The following is a 17,105-nucleotide window of genomic DNA, read 5'->3' as shown; positions in this document are numbered from 1 at the left end:
CCGCATCACGTGCCCTTTGCAAGTTCAACATTCGCCGAAATCCGGTACCGACCAGTAGCCCTGACACCCACCCGACCACTACGGACTCCCCTCCCGTCACCTGGGTCGTTCCTGCAGGCTCCACTCCCGTCACCTGGGTCGTTCCTGCAGGCTCCCCTCCCGTCACCTGGGTCGTTCCTGCAGGCTCCACTCCCGTCACCTGGGCCCTCTATCCTTCACAGTGTGACCACCAGCGCCCGTATCGACGACGCCGAATCCACTCGTCCTGCCGGAAGAATTGCCGCGTTCTTCGACTTGGACAAGACAATTATCGCCAAGTCGAGCACGCTTGCGTTCAGCAAACCGTTCTTCGATCAGGGGCTGATAAACAGACGCGCCGTACTGAAGAGCAGCTACGCACAGTTTCTTTTTCTGCTCTCCGGCGCCGACCACGATCAGATGGAACGGATGCGCGCTCATATCGCAGCGATGTGCGCGGGTTGGGACGTGGAACAAGTCCGTTCGATCGTTGCAGAGACGTTGCACGACATAGTCGATCCACTCGTCTTCGCCGAAGCCGCCGATCTCATCGCGGATCACAAACTGCGCGGACACGATGTCGTCGTCGTGTCCGCATCCGGCGAGGAGATCGTCAGGCCGATCGCCGAGGCACTCGGCGCGGACATCTCCACGGCCACCAAGATGGAAGTCGAGGACGGCCGCTACAACGGGACCGTCGAGTTCTACTGCTACGGCGAGGGCAAGGTGGAGGCGATGGAGTCTCTCGCCCAGTCCCGAAACTACGATCTGTCACAGTGTTTCGCGTATTCGGACTCCATCACGGACCTGCCGATGCTGGGCGCCGTCGGACACCCGACAGCAGTCAACCCGGACCGGGCGCTACGCAAGGAAGCCGCTGCCGCGGGATGGCCGATTCTGACGTTCTCCAACCCGGTGTCTCTACGATCACGCATCCAGAAACCATCTGGAACAACCGTAGCGGCAAGTGCCGCAGTAGGTTTCAGCGCTCTGGCCGCCGGCGCGATCACCTACGGACTACTCCGCAGAAAACGATGACCTCTACCCCTTGATGTGAGCGGCGCCACAGGGTACAAATGACGTACGGAAGAACGGAAGGCCAAGTTCGAACCGGAAGAGAAGGTTCGTTTCTCCCGACCGCGATTCCCAGCACGGACATCAGGCACCCACGCGGAGCGCGCCGCTGACAGGGCAGAAGCGCTGTGGGCCTGCGAGTTTCGGGAAGCAGCAGCAAGAACCCTGCACCGGTTGCAGGGATGACCTCCTACTTCACCGGATCGTCGCCGAGGCCTCGCGATCACAGAATCGCCACAGCCCACCTTTGCACGCTTGGTAACCGGTTAGTCCGTGCTAAGGGGCGGCGAAGTCGACTTCGGTCGACGACGCCGCCCTTTTGGGGTTTCTACTGGCCTGCGGAGCCGGCGGCCTCCGCAATCGACGTCGCCTCCGCCGCGCCTGCTTCGAGAGCGCCGCAGCAATAGATGATCCAGCTCCCGACACCCGTCGCCGAGCCGGACGCGAAACCGTCGGCGCCGTCGCGATACGCCTGCGAACGTCGCATCCAGCTGACCTCGGGCACCCCGAGGTTGTGCGGATCGAGACCGGACGACGCCGCGACCAATCTCGACGCTGCGCGGGCGACCACACCATCGGCGGTTCCGAACGGCTTCAACGTCAGCAGCTCACCGTGCACTATCGCCGCGACGACGGGCGCAGGAGCGGACGTACCCCCGGTGACGAGCTGGGCGAGAAGATCCAACCGATTCCCGACGCCGTCGCGTGGCCGCCCGAGCAGTGCGTCGTCGTCGACGAGGTCGGCCGCAGCGAGCAGGTGCAGCCGTGCGAGTGCTTGCAGCGGTGCCCGCTTCCACACCGGCAGCATGTTCTGCAGCGCGTCGCCGTCGAGCGCGGACCCGACGCGCAAGCACCCGGCCAGAATGGGATCGCCGTCCTCGCCTGCACGGGGGAAGTCCATCGTGCCACCGTCGAGCACGGACGACGACCGAGCGGCGCGGACAGCGGCCTCCGCCGCGGTCGCCGGCCAACCCCGGCGGTTGGCCTTGTGTCGGTGAACAGCGCCGAGAGCATCACGCGCGCGCTCGGCGGCGTCGACGATTCCCGGTAGCTCGAGCAGCGGTGCAAGTGGATCGGTCACGAGTGACGACGGTACCCGCGTGCTCTTCTCACCGGCACCGCACCACCGTGCGCTCACGACCGGGACGTCGGCGGTGAACGCACGGTGGTGTGAGTGAACAGGAGGGTCAGGCTCCGAGCTGAATGGATCCACCCGGAATAGCGGCGAGCAGCCGCTGCGTGTACTCCTCCTTGGGATTGTCGAAGACCTCGTCGGTCTTCGCTGCTTCGACGATTTCACCCGAGCGCATGACGAGGACGTCGTCGGCGATCTGCCGGACGACGGCGAGGTCGTGCGTGATGAACAGGTACGTCAGTCCCAGTTCTGCCTGCAGATCGTTCAACAGGGACAGGATCTGAGCCTGGACGAGTACGTCGAGAGCCGACACCGCCTCGTCGCAGATGACCACCTCGGGCTGAAGCGCGAGTGCACGGGCAATGGCCACACGTTGACGCTGACCACCGGACAACTCGTTGGGGAACCGCCGCATGACCGAGGCCGGCAGCGACACCTTGTCCAGCAGATCCCGCACCCGAGCTTCGCGCTCCTTCTTGGTGCCGACGCTGTGGGTGCGCAGCGGCTCCTCGATGGTGCGGAAGATCGAGTACATCGGATCCAGTGAGCCGTAGGGGTTCTGGAAGATCGGCTGGACCCGGCGCCGGAACGCGAATGCATCCTTGTTGGACAGCCCGGCGACGTCGCGGCCGTCGAACTTCACCGTTCCTTCGGTCGGCTCGAGCAAGCCGAGAACCATCTGCGCCACAGTCGATTTACCGGACCCGGACTCGCCGACGATGGCCGTCGTCGTACCGCGTTCGACAGTGAAGGACACGTCCTTGACAGCGGTGAAGAGCGTCGATTTGAACGGGCTGCCGCCGCGCAGCTTGAACTGCTTGGTCAGATGATCGACCACCAGCACGGTGTCCTTGGCGGGCTCGAAGGCACTGTCGTGCTCCTCGGCGACGACCTCCCCGGCAACCTCCTTGGCTTGCTCGACGATCTCCTTGCGCACCGCCGACGACTTCAGCCGCTGCGACGCCAGCGACGGTGCCGCCGCGACCAGCTTCTTCGTGTACGGGTGCTGCGGATTCTGCAGAATCTCCAGTGCCGGACCGGATTCGACGATCCGGCCCTTGCTCATGACCACCAGGTGCTCGGCGCGCTCGGCAGCAAGACCGAGATCGTGCGTGATGAGCAGAACCGCAGTTCCGAGTTCCTTCGTCAGACCTTCGAGATGGTCGAGAATCTGACGCTGCACGGTGACGTCGAGCGCGGACGTCGGCTCGTCGGCGATGAGCAGTTTCGGCCGGGCGGACAAGCCGATCGCGATGAGTGCACGCTGACGCATACCACCGGAGAACTCGTGCGGATACTGATTGACACGCTTCGCCGAGTCCGTCAGGCCTGCTTCGTCGAGCAGTTCGATCGCCCGAGCCTTCGCGGCCTTGCCTTTGGCAATGTTGTTGGCCGCCAACGCCTCCTCGATCTGGAAACCGATCTTCCACACCGGGTTGAGGTTGGACATCGGGTCCTGAGGAACCAGCCCGATCTGACTGCCGCGTACCTCGACGAAGTCCTTCTCCTTGGCCGTGGCCAGGTCCTTGCCGTCGAACAGGATCTCGCCGCCGGTCACCTTGCCGGTGCCGGGCAACAGATTGATGATGGCGTGCGCCGTCGTCGACTTACCGGATCCCGATTCGCCGACGATGGCCACGGTCTGGCCGGGATAGACCGTCAAGCTGACACCTCGAACTGCCGGTACCGGACCGGAATTCGACTGGAAGGACACCTCGAGGTTCTTGATGTCGAGCAGAGGCTGCTCTGCTCTGCCTGGATCAGTGGTCATCGCGTCGTCTTTCGTACGTTCGCTCATCGCTTACGGGCCTTCGGGTCGAGAGCGTCGCGCAACGCGTCGCCCATCATGATGAAGCCCAGCACGGTGATTGCCAGTGCCGCTGCGGGATAGAACAGAATCGTCGATCCCTGACGCAGGGTGACCTGCGCGGCACTGATGTCGCCGCCCCAGGACACCTCGGTCGGGGGAAGCCCGATACCCAGGAAGGACAGCGTGGCTTCGGCAACGATGAAGGTACCGAGCGAGATCGTCGTGATGACGATGATCGGAGCCATCGAGTTCGGGAGGACGTGCCGAATCAGGGTGCGCACCTTGGAGACTCCCAATGCACGGGAGGCCATGACGTAGTCGTTGTTCTTCGCCGACAGCACGGCGCCACGCGTGATGCGGGCCATCTGCGGCCAACCGAACAGTGCGAGAACGAGAATCACGGTCCAGATGGTGCGATCGGTGAAGAGCTGCATGAGCACGATGGCAGCGAGGATCAGCGGGACACCGAAGAAGATGTCTGTGAGACGGGACAGCAGCGAATCCGCCCAGCCGCCGTAGAAGCCGGCGAACGCACCGAACAGCACGCCGATGACCAGAACGAGGAAGGTGACTCCGACACCGGTCAGCACCGACGCGCGTGCGCCGTAGATGGTGCGTGCGTAGATGTCACAGCCCTGCCGGTCGAATCCGAAGATGTGGCCGGACTGCGGTCCCTGCATGCTGAAGTCCAGGTTGCAGTACCTGGGGTCGGCGCTGGTGAACAGCGACGGGAACGCAGCGACGACGATGACGGCCAGAATGATGAGAGCCGAGACGATGAAGATCGGACGCTTGCGCAGGCTCACCCACGCGTCCTTCCAGATGCTGGCGGGCGCCTCGTCGATGTTCACCGCATCGGTCTGACTGACGTCGATGACCTCGTCTTGTTCGACGAATCGCGCTTGCCGCACGGAGCGGTCGTTCGAAGATGTGGACTCAGGCATAACGGATCCTTGGGTCGAGCGCTGCGTAGAGGAGATCGACGACGAGGTTCGCGATCAGGTAGACGACGATCAGGACGGTCACGAAGGACACCACCGTCGGCGCCTCACCTCGGATGACCGCCTGGTAGATCGTGCCGCCGACGCCGTTGATGTTGAAGATTCCCTCGGTGATGATCGCGCCGCCCATCAGAGCAGCGAGGTCCGCGCCGAGGAACGTGACGACCGGGATGAGCGAGTTACGCAAGACGTGCACGTTCACGACACGGCTGCGGGACAGGCCCTTGGCCGTCGACGTGCGCACGAAGTCCGCACTCAGGTTCTCCGCGACCGAGGTTCGCGTCAGGCGCACCACGTACGCGAAGGACACGGCACCGAGCACGAATGCCGGGAGCAGCAGATTCTTGAAACTGGTGTTGCCACCGACCGTCGGCGGGACGATGCCCCATTTGATGCCGATGAAGAACTGCGCCAGGAAGCCGATGACGAAGATCGGCACGGCGATGATGACGAGGCTGACGATCAGCACGGTCGAGTCGAACAGCTTGCCCTTGCGAAGACCGGCGATCAGACCGAAGCCGATACCGAAGACACCCTCGATGACGAGAGCCATCGCGGCGAGCTTGGCGGTGATCGGAAATGCCTGCACGAGAACTTCGCTGACGGGACGGCCGGAGAACGACATTCCGAAGTCGAAGGTGAAGATGCCCTTCAGGTACAGCAGGTACTGGACGATGAACGGCTGGTCGAGGTTGTAGCGAGCCCGCAGCTGATCGGCGACGGCGGGGCTGATGGCCTTGTCACCTGCGAGTGCGGCAATGGGGTCTCCTGGAAGCAAGAAGACCATGGCGTAGATCAGGAATGTCGCCCCGATGAAAACGGGGATCATCTGAAGTAATCGGCGTCCGATGTACCAGAGCATCGGATCACCTCCTTTGGAGGAAGGTGGACGTCACCGAGAAGGCCGGGGCGTCGAAAAGTAGTGAGGGGGCAAGCACACGAGCAGGGCGGTAGGTGAAAGACCTACCGCCCTGCTCGGTCTCATGGAGCTGAAGAAGAGAAGATCAGTTCTTCTCGATCTCGTTGTAGATCGGGATACCGTCCCAGCCGATCTTCACGTTGGTCACGTTCTCGGACCAGCCGCTGGCTGCGTTGCGGTACCAGTTCGGCACTGCGGGAAGGTCGTTCAGCAGGATCGACTGAGCCTGGTTGACCAGTTCCTGCGCCTTGTCCTTGTCCGTCTCACCTGCGGACTCGCGGAGCAGACGGTCGAACTCGGGGTTGGAGTAGTCACCGTCGTTGGAGCTGCCGCCGGTCTGGTAGTTCTGCGCCAGGAAGCCGTACTGCTGCGGGTAGTCACCCTGCCAGCCCGAGCGGAACGCCGTCGGGATGGTGCGGTTGGTGGCCTCGGTACGCAGCTGAGCGAACGTCGGGTACGGAGCACCCTGCGCCTCGATGCCGAGCGTGTTGCGGATGCTGTTGGTGACAGCGTCGACCCATTCCTGGTGTCCACCATCGGAGTTGTACGCGATGGCGAAGGTGCCGGTCCACGGTGCGATGGCGTCGGCCTGAGCCCACAGAGCCTTCGCGGCCTCGGGGTCGTACTCCACGTTGGACTCGTTCTCGAGCGAATCCGTCCAGCCCTCGATGGCCGGGCTGGTGTAGTCCTTGGCCGGGGTACGCGTGTTGTTGAAGATCTGCTCGGTGATCTGATCGCGGTTGATCGCCTTGGAGATTGCCTGACGACGCAGAACGCCTTCCTCGCCGCCGAAGTGTGCGAGACGCGACGGGATGGTGAACGTCTCGATGCTGGCGGACGGCTGGTTGACCGTGCGGCCGGGCAGATCGGTCTCGAACGTGGTGACGGCCGAGGACGGCACGTTGTCGAGGACGTCGACGTTGTTCGACAGCAGATCCGTGTAGGCGGTGTCCAGGTTGCTGTAGAGGATGAAGCTGACACCACCGTTGGCGGGCTTACGGTTTCCGTCGTAGTCCGGGTTGGTGATCAGGTCGATGCGGACGTTGTGCTGCCACGCACCTTCGGAGGCGAACTTGTACGGTCCGTTGCCGATGGGGTTCTCGCCGAATGCCGCGATGTCGTCGTATGCGACCTCGGGAAGCGGGTAGTACGCGGCGAATCCGAGACGATCGGGGAATGCTGCCTCGGGCTGCTTGAGCTCGATGGTGAACGTCTTGTCGTCGACGACCTTCAGTCCGGACATGGTCTGGACGGTCGGGTTCTCGGCGGCGACCTCGTCGTAGCCCTGAATCGGGTCGAAGAACGATCCCTGCAGCTGCGCGTTGGTGGACAGCGCGCCGTAGTTCCAGGCGTCGACGAAGGAGTTGGAGGTGACGGGGGTTCCGTCGGTGAACGTCCATCCGTCCTTCAACGTGATGGTGTAGTTCTGACCGTCGGTGGTGTCGATGGACTCGGCCACCTCGTTCTGCACACCACCCTCGGGCGTGTACGAGACCAGGCCGGCGAAGATCGAGTCGACGACTCGGCCACCGGTGTTCTCGCTGGTATTCGTAGGAACAAGCGGGTTCTGGGGCTCGCCACTCCAGGCGTTGATGATCGCTGAGCCGTCTCCCGACCCTCCGCTGCTCGTCGAGTCACCGGACGAGCACGCCGTGACCAGCGCCGCTGATACGACAACCGCTACCGCAGCTGTCGCAATGCGTGTTCTACGCAAGACAAATCCTCTCTTCGGTCGATCACGGGTTCGCCGTGATCTTCTCCCCACGGGCGTCACGCCCACGGGGTTCTGTGGGGCGACCGCCGGCCACATCCTTTAGTGCGGGGTGGCAACGATCTCAATACCGCAGACTTTAGACACATCCTGAAACGAACATGTGAACTCCCCCAGTTTTTGCTGACTCTCGAGTAAGCACGAAACACGATCGAAACTTTTCGGCAAGTCATTTCCCACCGCTCGAGAGCCCCTCCGAACGGGCAGGCCCGACGGATCAGTCCTGAATACCGTCCGTCGCGGAAAACCGACCGATCACCGCAGATCAGAGGGTTGCACGCCGCTGCAACGATGCGACCGCCCTCACATGTGACTACCCTCACAAGGGCTGCCTGTGATGGCATCGAGCGCCTTACGCGGACGACGAAAGCGAGCAATCAGAGATGACGACCAGTACCCCTGAAGCCACTGAGAACGGCGCCGGGGAGACCTACCCGCCTTCGGCCGAGTTCGCGGCTCAGGCCAACGCGACGGCCGACCTCTACGACGACGCCGAGAAGGACCGACTGGCGTTCTGGGCCGAACAAGCGCGCCGGCTGCACTGGCACACCCCGTTCACCGAGGTACTCGACTGGTCCGATGCACCCGTCGCCAAGTGGTTCGGCGACGGCGAACTCAACGTCGCCTACAACTGCGTCGACCGCCACGTCCTCGACGGCCACGGTGACCAGGTCGCCATCCACTGGGAAGGTGAACCGGGCGACAGCCGCGACGTCACCTACTCCGATCTGCTCGCCGAGGTCTCCCAGGCCGCGAACACCCTCACCGACCTCGGTCTCGTCGCCGGCGACCGCGTCGCGATCTACATGCCGATGATCCCCGAGGCCATCGTCTCCATCCTCGCGTGCGCACGCCTCGGCCTCACACACTCCGTCGTCTTCGCCGGATTCTCCGCCACCGCACTGCGCTCACGCATCGACGACGCCGAAGCCAAACTCGTCATCACCACCGACGGCCAGTGGCGACGCGGCAAGCCCGCGCCCATCAAAGAGACCGTCGACCACGCCGTCGACGGGGCAGCCTCGATCGAGCATGTGCTCGTCGTCAAGCGCACCGACTCCGAGGTGGACTGGACCGAGGGCCGCGACCTGTGGTGGCACGAGAGCGTCGCGCAGGCATCGACAGAGCACGAGGCGCAGCCGTTCCCGGCCGAACACCCACTGTTCATCCTCTACACCTCCGGCACCACCGGTAAGCCCAAGGGCATCATCCACACCTCCGGCGGATACCTGACGCAGACCTCCTACACCCACCACAACGTCTTCGACCACAAAGCAGGCAAGGACGTCTACTGGTGCACCGCCGACATCGGCTGGGTCACCGGGCACTCCTACATCGTCTACGGCCCCCTCTCCAACCGCGCCACCCAGGTCGTCTACGAGGGAACCCCCAACTCCCCCGACGAGCACCGGCATTGGAACGTCATCGAGAAGTACAAGGTCTCGATCTACTACACCTCCCCCACCCTCGTGCGCACGTTCATGAAGTGGGGCAAGGAAATCCCCGAAGCACACGACCTCACGAGCGTCCGCCTGCTCGGATCCGTCGGCGAACCCATCAACCCCGAAGCATGGCGATGGTTCCGCGACGTCGTCGGCGGCGGCACCGCCCCCATCGTCGACACGTGGTGGCAGACCGAGACCGGGGCCATCATGATCTCCCCGCTCCCCGGCGTCACCTCCACCAAACCCGGATCGGCGATGACCCCACTACCGGGCATCTCCGCCAAGATCGTCGACGACGACGCCAAGCCACTGGGCAACGGCGGCAACGGATACCTCGTCCTCGACCAGCCGTGGCCGTCGATGCTGCGCGGCATCTGGGGCGACATGGAACGGTACAAGGACACCTACTGGTCCCGCTACGCCGAAGAAGGCTGGTACTTCGCCGGTGACGGCGCCAAGTACGACGACGACGGCGCCCTGTGGGTCCTCGGCCGCGTCGACGACGTCATGAACGTCTCCGGCCACCGCATCTCCACCAGCGAAGTCGAATCGGCACTCGTCAGCCACCACGGCGTCGCCGAAGCAGCCGTCGTCGGAGCCGCCGACGAGACCACCGGCCAGGGCATCGTCGCGTTCGTCATCCTGCGTGCCGGAGTGGACAACACCGGCGACGAACTCATCGCCGAGCTCAAAGCACAGGTGTCGAAGGAGATCTCACCGATCGCCAAGCCACGCGAGATCTCCATCGTCCCCGAACTACCCAAGACCCGCTCCGGCAAGATCATGCGACGCCTCCTGCGCGACGTCGCCGAAGGCCGCGACCTGGGCGACACCTCCACCCTCGTCGACCCCAAGGTCTTCGAGGCAATCAAGAAGGGCCGCTGACACTTTCGCTTTCAAATGGGTCACTCCGCAGGCTCCGCTCCTGCAAAATACCCCCGAGTTGTGCGTCCAGGACTCCTGGAACCGCACATCTCGGGGGTATTTTCGTCAGTCGAGCGTTACACGTTCTCGAGCTGCTGGTCCCTGGTTTCCTTCATCACGATCAGCGAGATCAGGGTCAGTGCAGCAACGATGGCCAGGTACACCCCGACCCATCCCACGCCGTAGCTCGAGACCAGCCAGGTGGCGATGAACGGTGCCACTGCGGCACCGAGGATCGAGCTGGTGTTGTACGAGATTCCCGAACCGGTGTACCGCACGTTCGTCGGGAACAGCTCGGGCAGAACAGCACTCATCGGGCCGAAGGTGAGACCCATCAGGCCGAGACCGACGCACATGAAGACCAGCATGCGTCCGGCCGACGCGTTCTCCGGCGCCGCGAACCAGTGGAACGACAGACCGAACACGACGATCGCCGCGGTGATGACGATCAAGGTGGGTCGACGGCCGTACTTGTCGGCGAGGATGCCTGCCACCGGAATCAGGGCTGCGAAGAACAGCACCGCGATCAGCTGCAGCTCGAGGAAATCGGTGTAGGCGATGGTGATCTTCGGACCGTTCACGTCGGAGACCTTGCCGGTTCCGTAGCTGACGACCCACGTGGTCATGATGTAGAACAGCGTGTACGTCGCCAGCATCACGAACGTGCCGATGATCAGCTGACGCCAGCTCGTCTTGAAGACCTCGGCCAGCGGGGTCTTGACCTTCTGTCCGCGCTCGACGGCGAGCTTGAACACCGGGGTCTCCTCCAGCTTCAACCGCACGTACAGGCCGATGATGACCATGATCGCGCTCAGCAGGAACGGGATTCGCCACCCCCACGTCAGGAAGGCATGGTCGCTGCCGGACACCGCGGCGTCGTACCCGGTGAGGATGACGATCAGCAGGAAGATGCCGTTGGCGAAGAAGAATCCGATCGGCGCACCCAGCTGCGGGTACATCGCAGCCCAGGCGCGCTTGCCCGGCTTCGCCGTCTCCGTCGCGAGCAGCGCAGCGCCACTCCACTCGCCGCCCAGACCGACACCCTGCGCGAAACGCATGAGGGCCAGCAGAGCAGGCGCGATGATGCCGACGGAGTCGTACGTCGGCAGCAGACCGATCAGGAACGTCGCGACACCCATCGTCAGCAGCGAGCCGACGAGGGTCGCCTTCCGCCCGATGCGGTCACCGAAATGGCCGAACAGAATGGACCCGATGGGACGCGCGACGAACGCGAGCCCGAACGTCGCGAACGACGCGAGCAACGCCGTCGTGTCGTTCCCGGCCGGGAAGAACAGCTTGGGGAAAACGAGAACCGCGGCGGTCGCGTAGATGTAGAAGTCGAAGAACTCGATCGACGTTCCGACCATCGAAGCCACGACGATACGAGACCGTGGTACCTCCGGGGCCGCCGCTACAGAGCCGTCACCTGGGACGGCCGGGGAAGTACTCACTGCCTGCGCTCCTGCGATTGCACTCGATATATGGGGGTATGTACAACTGGGAAGTTACCTGACAGCAACCTGAGAATTTCAGCGGATGCGTCGTTCCTGCAGCCACGACGCGTACGACCATGGGTCGGCACTAGTGTTAGGGCCGCAAGAACCAAACGATGCACCAGCAAGTGGAGGGGTCGAGAAGTTGAGCGATACCAATCGCGGCCAAGGCACCATTGCCAACGGCAAGAACGGCTACCCGGACGGGGTGCCGAACACCATCTCGTCCATCCCGTTGTCGGACGTCGACTACCGCGCGCCCGGCACCGGCAGCATCGGCAACCTGGTCAAGGACGCGACGACGCAGGTGTCGACGCTGGTGCGCGCCGAGGTCGAGCTGGCCAAGGCCGAGGTCACCGGTGAGATCAAGAAGGGTCTGCAGGGCAGCCTGTTCTTCCTGCTCGCGCTCGCGGTTCTGATCTTCAGTGCGTTCTTCTTCTTCTTCTTCGCCGCGGAGACGCTCGACATCTGGCTGCCCAGGTGGGCCGCGTTCCTGATCGTCTTCGTGTTCATGCTGCTCGTCGCCGCACTGTTCGGCTTCCTCGGCTACCTGCGCGTCAAGAAGCTGCGCAAGCCCGAGAAGACCATCGACTCGCTCAAGCAGGCGTCGACGGTGCTGCCGAACCAGCACGAGAGCACTCCCGGCATCCCCGGTTACAAGAAGTAGCGGCGGCACGCACCGAACATGAGCCAGCCCGACCCGTCGACGGTGCGTTTCGCCGGCCCCTGGACGCACCGGGACGTACATGCCAACGGCATCCGCTTCCACGTCGTCGAGGCAGCTGATTCACCTGCCGACGGCCCTCTCGTGGTGCTGCTGCACGGCTTCGCCGACTTCTGGTGGTCCTGGCGTCACCAGCTCACGTCGCTGACCGAAGCCGGCTACCGCGCAGTCGCCGTCGACCTACGCGGATATGGGGACAGCGACAAGCCACCCCGCGGATACGACGGATGGACGCTGGCGGGCGACGTCGTCGGCCTCATCAGGGCTCTCGGTCATTCGCGGGCTGCACTCGTCGGGCACGCCGACGGCGGACTCGTGTGCTGGGCCACGGCCGCGTTGCACCCCAGGATGGTGAGCGCGATCGGCCTGGTCGGGTCGCCGCACCCCATCGCGCTACGTCGGTCGGTACTTCGCGACAAGGCACAGCGACGAGCCCTTCTGCCGTTCTTTCTGCGCTATCAAGTGCCTCTCGTGCCGGAGCGTTCCCTGACGAAGAAGAACGGCGAGGCCGTCGAACAGCTGTTCAGGTCGCGGACCAGCCCTGCCTGGCAGGGCACCGAGGAATGCACCGACGCCGTGACCCAGCTGCGGTCCGCGATCCGCATCGCCGGTGCCGCGCACTGTGCGCTGGAATATCAGCGGTGGGCGTTCCGCAGCCAGTTCCGCGGCGACGGCCGTCGTTTCATGAAGGCGATGGACACGTCGCTGGACATCCCCGCGCTGCAGATTCGCGGCGAACTGGACCCGTACGTCCTGGCCCGCACCGTCCACGGCGACGTCGGATGGGCACCGCAGCGGCGTCTGCACACCGTTCTCGGCGCCGGTCACTATGCGCACCAGGAGTCGCCCGGTGAGGTCACCGATCAGCTGAAGGAGCTCCTGGAGTCGTCCGGCGTCCGCTGACCCCGCATAAGTACTCACATGCGGCGGAGCCGCATCAGACGATGCACGCTCCCGTACCCACCGGCACCGGGGCGTTCATACTCTGCGCGAGTTCGTCGGCAATCTCGGCTGCGGTCAACACGAATCCGGTGTCTGGGTCGTCCACGGCAGCGCCGAAGACCAAGCCCAGAACCTGCCCGTCCTCGGTGACGAGCGGGCCACCGGAGTTGCCCTGCCGGACGGTGCCGCGGACGGTGTACACCTGACGCTCGACGGTTCCGGTGCGGTAGATGTCCGGGCCGTTGAGGTTGAGCATCTCGCGCACCCGCGCCGGGCTGGCCGTGTAAGGACCGCCGCCCGGGTAGCCGAGAACGATCGCGCTCTCGCCGGACACCGCAGGATCGGGAGCGAAGTTCAGAACCGGCGCCTGCAGCCCGGGCACGCGAAGGATCGCCACGTCCTCCTCGGGATCGAACAGGACGACGTCGGCATCGAGGACGGTACCGAGCGAGTCGACGGTGACTCCGTCGGTGCCCGCGACCACGTGGGCGTTGGTCATCACCAGTTCCGGCGCGACGACGAATCCCGATCCTTCGAGCGCTTTCTGGCAGCTCGGCGCGACACCGCTGATCTTCAGCACACTCTCGTGCAGCTGGTCCACGACGGGGCTGGCCTGCAGAGCCGGATCGGGTACGTCGACGTTCGCTACCGGGGTGCGGCCGAACGGTCCGATGACGTCGGGCAGACCCGACGTGTCGAGCAGTGCGGAGAACTCCTTGGGGACCTCGCGAAGCCACCCGGGCGCGACGTCGTCTACCTTTCCGAGCACCGTCGATCCGCGCACGGCACTGGCTACCTCCGGTTGCGACGACGACGTCAGCGGGATGGCGAGCAACCACGCCGCCGCGAGCACCGCAACGGCCTGCAGCCCAGCGCCGACGACGCTGTCCACCGATCGTGCTCCGCGAGAATGCATTCCGCTGCGCAACGCCCGGCCCAACACCATTCCCGACACTTCACCGACGATCACCAGCACAACGATCAGCGCGATCCCGACGAGCACACGCATACGTGACCCGTCCACGTGAATCAACACGTGGGGGGCGATCAGGATGCCCGCGACCGCGCCGAGCACCACACCCAGAAACGCCATCGCCGACGCCACCGCGCCCTGCCGCCATCCCGAGGATGCCGCCACCAGGGCGACACCGAGGACGATGATGTCGACCCATGTCGAACCGGTCACTGGTCCAGACCCTCCCCTACTGTGGCCAAACTCGTCTCCAGATCACGGATGTCGTCGGTGTCCCAGTCCAGTTCCCACCCGGACACCGCGAGCAGGCCTGCCAGAATACCGCCGGTGAAGCCCCACACCAGCATCCCGTCGACCGCGAATGCGGGGCCTTGATATCCCGCCGGGTGTCGGACCTGGAATCGGTTGTCGGGATCGATCAACGACCGGATGGGCACTCGCACCACCCGGGCGGCCTCGGCGGTGTCCACGACGCCGACCTCGCTGGGGTTGCGCCAGTACGCGAGCACCGGGACGACGTCGAACCTCGACGGCGGCACGTAGATGCCGGGCAGGGTGGCGAGCGGCTCGACGCCTCCCGGGTCGAGGCCGGTCTCCTCGACCGCTTCGCGCAGAGCCGTCGCGACCGGCGAATCGTCCTCGGGATCGGTGGCCCCTCCCGGGAAAGCCACCTGACCACTGTGTTGACGCAACGTCGCTGCTCGCTGAGTCAGAAGCACGTCCGCATCGGCAGGCACTCCGCCCTGCGCCGTCGGGTCCGCATCCTCCGAACCACCGAACAGCACCAACACCGATGCCGCACGCACGATCGCGCCGTCGGGCGCCGTACGTTCGAGCACCGGATTGGTACCCGTCGTGTCGATCAAGCCTCGTTCGCCACTCGCTGCGTCGACGACTTTCCTCAACCACTGCGGAGTCATCGGCTGATTCCGAGCCCCGCGGACACGGCGTCGTCGATCTCCTGAACACTGTCGAACGGTTGTGGCAGCACCTCGGCGACATTGCCATCCGCGCCCACGAGAATCGACACGGGGAGCACATTCGGTGCGCCGACCGCTGCTGCTATGCGCCCTGCCCCGTCCTGCACACCCGGCAACGTCACCCCGTAATCGGCGAGCTTCGTCAGCCCGTTCGACTCGTTCCGGTCCTGGTGCACGGTCAACACCGTGACCCGTCCCTGCATCTGCGACGCGTACTCCTGCAGATGCGGCAACTCCTGCGCGCACGGACCGCACCAGTACGCCCACAGGTTGATCAACGTCGGAGCCCCCGCGAGAGCGCGGCCCAGATCCACCTGCGAACCGTCACCGATGCACTCGAGCACGATCCCGGCCAACGGACCGGACGAGTCGTTCTCGGCGGACGGCGCCGGGCAACTCTGCAACCCGGCACGCTCACGCAGCGGGGCAAGCGCCTCGGCGGTGTCCGCGGACCGCCGCTCCTCGACGACCGGCGCACCCTGCCCGGGCATCCCCGTCACCGGCTCCGGATCGTCGCCGCGCGGCCAGATCGCGTAGACCAACGCCACGACCACCAGCAACGCCGCCAACGACCACCTCGCCGCAGACCCCGTCACCGCGGCCCCCCACCAGATCGTTCCGCAGACTCTGGCTCCACTCCTGCTTCATGGGGTCGTTCCGCAGGCTCCACTCCTGCTTCACCGGGTCGTTCCGCAGGCTCCACTCCTGCTTCATGGGGTCGTTCCGCAGGCTCCACTCCTGCCAACTCGAGGAGGTGGTCCGTTTCCGGGCCCTTCACGAGCGCCGCTGCCTCCACCTTGTCGGTCGGGCCGAGGCCGTAGGAAGGACAGTCCTTGGCGAGGACGCAGACACCGCACGCGGGCTTGCGGGCGTGGCACACGCGGCGTCCGTGGAAGATCACGCGGTGGCTGAGCAGTGTCCATTCCTTGCGCTCTATCAGCGCGCCGACGGCATGCTCGACTTTCACCGGGTCCTCCGCGTCGGTCCACTGCCACCGTCGGACGAGTCGGCCGAAGTGGGTGTCGACGGTGATCCCCGGTACGTCGAACGCGTTCCCCAGCACGACGTTTGCGGTCTTTCGTCCGATTCCGGGGAGCGTGACGAGGTCCTTCAAGCGAGCCGGGACCTGACCGTCGAACTTCTCCAGCAGGGCGGATCCGAGTCCGATCAGCGAGTTCGCCTTGTTTCGGTAGAAGCCGGTGGTGCGGATGTACTCCTCGAGTTCCGTTCTGTCGGCTTCGGCGTAATCCTTGGCAGTGCGATATCTCACGAATAGCGCCGGAGTGACCATGTTGACGCGTTTGTCGGTGCACTGCGCCGACAGAATGGTGGCGACGGCCAGTTCGAGGGGGTTGGTGAAGTCGAGTTCGCAGTAGACGTGCGGAAACGCGACGGCGAGCTCTCGGTTCATTCGTCGCGCTCGGCGTTTGAGCCCCAATGCGGTCTCTTCGCGTTTGCGCACGTCGAGCGCCGACGGAGCTGTCGATTTCACTCCACAACTGTACGGACAAGAATCTGCAACGAATCGGCCCTGTGTTCTTATCGAGACCTTTTCGGTGTTTACTGCTCGGTATGCAAGGACTCGCCGTAGTGCTCTTCCCTGTGCTCCTGATGTTGTTCGCCCTCGCCATGGAGCGCGTGGAGTTCCGCTTGAGCAAGCTCGGTGTCCGCGAACAAGAAGTGCAGGAGTTCCTCGATCAGGCCAGCACCTCCGAGGTCGCGACCCTCGCGAACGAGGGCATGCCGCACGCTCTCGCTCGCTTCAACAGCCGCAAGCGTCGTACCCCGGCTTCCGAGGAACTCGCGGATCAGCGCGCAAGCTGAGCCCGATATGTCGCATTTCCGATGAACAGCGGCTGAACAATTCGTTTAGTTCACAACCTTCACGGCACGTCG

At 64.4% G+C, this 17,105-nt stretch carries 15 protein-coding genes; 5 read left to right on the top strand and 10 right to left on the bottom strand.

All coding sequences use genetic code 11. The features are described from left to right. The first annotated feature begins 222 nt into the window (after positions 1–222). Positions 223–1,056 (top strand): HAD-IB family hydrolase, encoded by an 834-nt coding sequence (locus CH292_RS16825; protein ID WP_094627864.1) that lies wholly within the window; start codon positions 223–225, stop codon positions 1,054–1,056. Between the two features lie 364 nt (positions 1,057–1,420). On the opposite strand, the gene CH292_RS16820 is transcribed toward CH292_RS16825, so the two are convergent. The 5 genes from CH292_RS16820 to CH292_RS16800 form a co-directional block, all read right to left on the bottom strand. After that, on the bottom strand, positions 1,421–2,173 hold the full coding sequence (locus CH292_RS16820; protein WP_026347403.1) for a hypothetical protein: 753 nt from the start codon (positions 2,171–2,173) through the stop codon (positions 1,421–1,423). A gap of 106 nt (positions 2,174–2,279) precedes the next feature. After that, positions 2,280–4,025 (bottom strand): ABC transporter ATP-binding protein, encoded by a 1,746-nt coding sequence (locus CH292_RS16815; RefSeq protein ID WP_094655277.1) that lies wholly within the window; start codon positions 4,023–4,025, stop codon positions 2,280–2,282. Continuing rightward, positions 4,022–4,981, bottom strand: a complete 960-nt coding sequence (locus CH292_RS16810) for an ABC transporter permease (RefSeq protein ID WP_019662960.1) — start codon at positions 4,979–4,981, stop codon at positions 4,022–4,024. The genes CH292_RS16815 and CH292_RS16810 overlap by 4 nt, the downstream gene beginning before the upstream one ends. Next, positions 4,974–5,900, bottom strand: coding sequence for an ABC transporter permease (locus tag CH292_RS16805; protein WP_019662959.1), 927 nt, complete (start codon positions 5,898–5,900; stop codon positions 4,974–4,976). Before CH292_RS16805 ends, CH292_RS16810 begins: the two co-directional genes overlap by 8 nt. 142 nt (positions 5,901–6,042) lie before the next feature. Next, a complete protein-coding gene (locus CH292_RS16800; protein ID WP_019662958.1) occupies positions 6,043–7,671 on the bottom strand; it encodes an ABC transporter substrate-binding protein in 1,629 nt (542 codons plus the stop codon). 440 nt (positions 7,672–8,111) lie between these two features. On the opposite strand from CH292_RS16800, the gene acs reads away from it, so the two are divergent. Beyond that, positions 8,112–10,058: an acetate--CoA ligase gene (gene acs, locus CH292_RS16795; RefSeq protein ID WP_020110979.1), complete on the top strand. Its 1,947-nt coding sequence runs from the start codon at positions 8,112–8,114 to the stop codon at positions 10,056–10,058. Between the two features lie 116 nt (positions 10,059–10,174). On the opposite strand, the gene CH292_RS16790 is transcribed toward acs, so the two are convergent. Next, complete coding sequence (locus tag CH292_RS16790; protein WP_026347401.1) at positions 10,175–11,548, bottom strand: MFS transporter; 1,374 nt, start codon at positions 11,546–11,548, stop codon at positions 10,175–10,177. A gap of 187 nt (positions 11,549–11,735) precedes the next feature. On the opposite strand from CH292_RS16790, the gene CH292_RS16785 reads away from it, so the two are divergent. Together CH292_RS16785 and CH292_RS16780 are read left to right on the top strand one after the other, a co-directional pair. Next, on the top strand, positions 11,736–12,257 hold the full coding sequence (locus tag CH292_RS16785) for a phage holin family protein (RefSeq protein WP_019662955.1): 522 nt from the start codon (positions 11,736–11,738) through the stop codon (positions 12,255–12,257). A gap of 18 nt (positions 12,258–12,275) precedes the next feature. Continuing rightward, positions 12,276–13,217: an alpha/beta fold hydrolase gene (locus CH292_RS16780; RefSeq protein WP_020110980.1), complete on the top strand. Its 942-nt coding sequence runs from the start codon at positions 12,276–12,278 to the stop codon at positions 13,215–13,217. Positions 13,218–13,251: 34 nt separating this feature from the next. On the opposite strand, the gene marP is transcribed toward CH292_RS16780, so the two are convergent. From marP to nth, 4 genes are read right to left on the bottom strand one after another with little or no spacing between them, the layout of a single operon-like run. Continuing rightward, a complete protein-coding gene (gene marP / locus CH292_RS16775) occupies positions 13,252–14,442 on the bottom strand; it encodes an acid resistance serine protease MarP (protein WP_094627869.1) in 1,191 nt (396 codons plus the stop codon). Beyond that, on the bottom strand, positions 14,439–15,149 hold the full coding sequence (locus CH292_RS16770; protein WP_019662952.1) for a CoA pyrophosphatase: 711 nt from the start codon (positions 15,147–15,149) through the stop codon (positions 14,439–14,441). The genes marP and CH292_RS16770 overlap by 4 nt, the downstream gene beginning before the upstream one ends. After that, complete coding sequence (locus tag CH292_RS16765) at positions 15,146–15,805, bottom strand: TlpA disulfide reductase family protein (protein WP_033190098.1); 660 nt, start codon at positions 15,803–15,805, stop codon at positions 15,146–15,148. Before CH292_RS16765 ends, CH292_RS16770 begins: the two co-directional genes overlap by 4 nt. Beyond that, the gene (gene nth, locus CH292_RS16760; protein ID WP_094655276.1) at positions 15,802–16,701 is read right to left on the bottom strand and encodes an endonuclease III; all 900 of its coding nucleotides are present in this window, start codon (positions 16,699–16,701) and stop codon (positions 15,802–15,804) included. Before nth ends, CH292_RS16765 begins: the two co-directional genes overlap by 4 nt. 80 nt (positions 16,702–16,781) lie before the next feature. On the opposite strand from nth, the gene CH292_RS16755 reads away from it, so the two are divergent. Beyond that, a complete protein-coding gene (locus CH292_RS16755; protein WP_019662949.1) occupies positions 16,782–17,033 on the top strand; it encodes a hypothetical protein in 252 nt (83 codons plus the stop codon). Positions 17,034–17,105 lie beyond the last annotated feature (72 nt).

Source organism: Rhodococcus sp. 14-2470-1a (genome assembly GCF_002259425.1).
Classification (GTDB): domain Bacteria; phylum Actinomycetota; class Actinomycetes; order Mycobacteriales; family Mycobacteriaceae; genus Rhodococcoides; species Rhodococcoides fascians_E.
Note: the sequence above shows the minus strand (reverse complement) of the source record. Positions and strands in the feature narration are given on the sequence as shown.

Bases quoted from the DNA above. Each gene is read 5' to 3' on its own strand.
- CH292_RS16780 (WP_020110980.1), top strand. From the start codon at position 12,276: ATGAGCCAGCCCGACCCGTCGACGGTGCGTTTCGCCGGCCCCTGGACG.
- CH292_RS16755 (WP_019662949.1), top strand. From the start codon at position 16,782: ATGCAAGGACTCGCCGTAGTGCTCTTCCCTGTGCTCCTGATGTTGTTC.
- CH292_RS16805 (WP_019662959.1), bottom strand. From the start codon at position 5,900: ATGCTCTGGTACATCGGACGCCGATTACTTCAGATGATCCCCGTTTTC.
- CH292_RS16770 (WP_019662952.1), bottom strand. From the start codon at position 15,149: ATGACTCCGCAGTGGTTGAGGAAAGTCGTCGACGCAGCGAGTGGCGAA.
- acs (WP_020110979.1), top strand. From the start codon at position 8,112: ATGACGACCAGTACCCCTGAAGCCACTGAGAACGGCGCCGGGGAGACC.
- CH292_RS16810 (WP_019662960.1), bottom strand. From the start codon at position 4,981: ATGCCTGAGTCCACATCTTCGAACGACCGCTCCGTGCGGCAAGCGCGA.
- CH292_RS16815 (WP_094655277.1), bottom strand. From the start codon at position 4,025: ATGAGCGAACGTACGAAAGACGACGCGATGACCACTGATCCAGGCAGA.